This is a genomic window from Oscillochloris sp. ZM17-4 (assembly GCF_019599295.1).
Classification (GTDB): Bacteria; Chloroflexota; Chloroflexia; order Chloroflexales; family Chloroflexaceae; genus Oscillochloris.
This window is the reverse complement of the sequence record NZ_JAIEWN010000023.1, coordinates 89,487-92,569: the sequence shown is the minus strand read 5'-3', so window position 1 is coordinate 92,569 and position 3,083 is coordinate 89,487. Positions and strand designations below refer to the sequence as shown.

The 3,083-nt window shown below is 71.4% G+C and carries 5 protein-coding genes; 4 read left to right on the top strand and 1 reads right to left on the bottom strand.

All coding sequences use genetic code 11. The features are described from left to right. The 4 genes from K2Z83_RS16995 to K2Z83_RS16980 form a co-directional block, all read left to right on the top strand. Positions 1-780 (top strand): ABC transporter permease (locus tag K2Z83_RS16995; protein ID WP_220596377.1); only part of this gene is annotated, 780 nt, incomplete at its 5' end. Between the two features lie 24 nt (positions 781-804). Continuing rightward, entirely contained in the window at positions 805-1,935 is a 1,131-nt protein-coding gene (locus K2Z83_RS16990) for an ABC transporter ATP-binding protein (RefSeq protein WP_220596376.1), read from the top strand. 37 nt (positions 1,936-1,972) lie between these two features. Then, positions 1,973-2,497: a glycine/sarcosine/betaine reductase selenoprotein B family protein gene (locus K2Z83_RS16985; protein ID WP_220596375.1), complete on the top strand. Its 525-nt coding sequence runs from the start codon at positions 1,973-1,975 to the stop codon at positions 2,495-2,497. A 36-nt stretch (positions 2,498-2,533) separates the two neighbouring features. Further along, positions 2,534-2,803, top strand: coding sequence for a hypothetical protein (locus tag K2Z83_RS16980; protein ID WP_220596374.1), 270 nt, complete (start codon positions 2,534-2,536; stop codon positions 2,801-2,803). Positions 2,804-2,815: 12 nt separating this feature from the next. Here K2Z83_RS16980 and K2Z83_RS16975 read toward each other — a convergent pair. Further along, on the bottom strand, positions 2,816-3,083 hold a 268-nt coding region (locus tag K2Z83_RS16975; RefSeq protein ID WP_220596373.1), incomplete at its 5' end, for a hypothetical protein.

The window sequence follows — 3,083 nt, the reverse complement described above, 5'->3', positions numbered from 1 at the left end:
CGCCTCCCGCTGCGCGTCGCGCTCTACATCGCGCTGCTCGGCCCGGTGGCCGCGCTGCTGCTCTACGCCGGCTCGGATCGCTGGTTCTACCCGGAGCTGCTCCCGGCGGCGTGGACCCTCGGCCCGCTCCAGGAGCAGCTGGGCAGCCCGCGCACCCGCGAGGCGATCCTGACGAGCCTCCTGATCGCCGGATCGGTGACGGGGCTGTCCCTGCTGATCGGGCTGCCGGCGGCCTATGTGCTGGGCCTGCGGCGCTTCTGCGGGCGGCTGGCCGTGCTGCTGCTGCTCTTCCTGCCCAGCGTGGTGCCGCCGCTGGCCACCGGCATGGGCCTGAACATCCTCTTCCTGCGCCTCGGCCTGGCTGGCGGGGTGCTCGGCGTCGTGCTCGTGCATCTGGTGCCGGTGCTGCCCTACACCGTCTTCGCCCTGCTCGGCGTCTTCGCCCGCTACGACGAGGGCTACGAGCAGCAGGCGCGCACCCTGGGGGCCGGGCGCGCGCAGGTGATCTGGCGCGTGACCCTGCCGCTGGCCGGGCCGGGCATCATCGTCGCCGGGCTGTTCGCCTTCCTGGTGTCCTGGAGCCAGTATGTGCTCACCCTGCTGATCGGCGGCGGACAGGTGATCAGCCTGCCGCTGCTGCTCTTCGCGGCGGTGTCGGGCGGCCGGCCCGCCAGCATCGCCACCCTGGCCCTGATCTTCGCCGCCCCGCCGCTCCTCGCCATCGCCCTGGCCTCCCGGGCGCTGGCGGGCGGGACGGCGCGCGTGGAGCAGCAATATTGAGAGATGCTCAATGTTGAATGTTGAATGTTGAATAGGGCGACGCTATTCAACATTCAACATTCCGCCGGAGGCGACATGACCCAGATTGAGCTCGTCGAGCTGCACAAATCCTACCCACGCCAGGAGCACCCGGCGGTCGCGGGCGTCTCGCTGAATGTGGAGCCGCACACGCTGCTGGCCCTGCTGGGGCCGTCGGGCAGCGGCAAGTCCAGCATCCTCAAGCTGATCGCCGGGATCGAGCCGCCCGACGCGGGCGACGTCCGCCTTGACGGCCAGAGCGTGCGGGACGTGCCGGCCCACCGGCGCGGCGCGGTGCTGATGTTTCAGAAGGCCTACCTCTTCCCCTTCCTCTCGGTGGCCGAGAATATCGCCTTCGGCCTGCGGGTGCAGGGCGCCCGCCGCACGACGATCCGCGCCGAGGTCACACGCATGCTCGATCTGGTGGAGCTGCCCGGCATCGCGGCCCAGCGCCCGGCCCAGCTCTCGGGCGGCGAGCAGCAGCGGGTGGCCCTGGCCCGCGCCCTGGTGGTGCGCCCACGGGTGCTGCTGCTCGACGAGCCCTTCAGCAGCCTCGATGCGGCGGTGCGCCAGACGCTCCAGGAGGCGGTGCGGCGCATCCAGCGTGAGCTGGGCATCACCACCATCCTCGTCACCCACGACCGCAGCGAGGCCATGGCGCTGGCCGACCGGGTGGCCCTGCTCGACCGCGGCGCCGTGCTGGCCGCCGACACGCCGCGCGAGCTGTTTCTGCGCCCGCCGACCCGCCGCGCGGCCCGCCTGATGGGCGTCGCGACCTTCCTGCGCGGCGAGGTCGCCGGGGCCAGCCTCCAGACCAGCCTGGGCACCTTTGCGATCTGCGCGGAGCGCCGCCGCGACGGGCCTGCGACCTACGCGATCCGGCCAGAGCATCTACGCCTGTGTGGTGAGCCGGGGCGCAACACCCTGCCCGCGCGCATCCTCGCCCACACCTTTCGCGGCGAGCAGAGCGAGTATCTGCTCCAGGTCGGCGACCAGACCCTGCGGGCGCGCGTGCCCGCCTCCTCCGCCGACGGGCTGGCCGGGCAGGTGTTTGTGCAGCTTCCGCCCGCGCACCTCTTCCCGGTGTGTGATGACGCCAGCGATACGGATCCGAAAGGCGCCTGTGAATACGCCTAGCCACCTGGCGCACCGAGCACCTATGGAGCGACATGCCATGCCGATACCAGACCGTCTGCGACAGTGGATGGGGCGCGCCTACGGACAGCTCTACACGCGGATCCCGGCCCTGGCCCGCCGATGGGGGCGTCACTTCGACGCCCTCACGAGCGATGACGTGCCGTTCAGCCGGCTCCGCGCCCCGCTGCACCGCTGCCGGCTCGCCTTCATCACGACGGGCGGCGTACACCTGCGCACGCAGCCGCCCTACCGGATGGATGACTCACACGGCGACCCGAGCTTCCGCGCGATCCCGGCCACCACCCCGGCGGAGCAGCTGATGATCACCCACGACTACTACGACCACCGCGATGCGGAGCGCGACATGAACATCCTCTTCCCGCTGGCCCTCGGGCGCGAGCTGGTGGCGCAGGGGGCGCTTGGCGGCCTCGGCACCAGCTACAGCTTTATGGGCCACATCGAGCCGCCCCACGTCGCGACCCTGCTGCGCCGCACCGCGCCCGAGGTTGCCCGGCGGCTGCGCCAGGAGCAGATCGATGCGGTGCTGCTCACCCCGGCCTGAGGCATCTGCAACCAGTCCGTCGGACTGGTCGCGCGGGTGATCGAGGCCGCCGGCATCCCGACCGTCTGCGTGGTCGGGATACGCGAGATCGCCGAGCGGGTGCGCCCGCCGCGGGCGGTGCATCTGAAGTGGCCGTTTGGCCACCCGCTAGGCGAGCCGGGCAATCGCGCCCAGCAGCTCAGCGTGATCCACTACGCGCTCACGGCGCTCGCCACGGTGCGGGAGCCGGGGGCCATCCTCGACCCGGGCTGGCGCTGGCGGCGCGAGACGTACCGCGAGCCGGATTCCTGGACGCTGCCGGTGTGACCGGCGGCGGCGCTACGTCCCGACGAGCGCCTCGCTCGGGACGTAGCACTGCCCAACGACGTGCCGCTGAACGATGAGCCCCGCGCGCTCAAGCCGCGGGATCCTATCGGCGAAGGCCGCCGCCTGCGACGGCGCATGCAGGCGGCGCAGGCTGCCTTCGCAAACCAGAGCCGAGGGCTTCAGCCCCATGCGCATCAACGTTAGGGCTGCCGCCCTAAAAACCGACGTTGTTTTGGCCACCATGGCCAGCTTTGCTGGCCATGGTGGCCAAAACAACAAG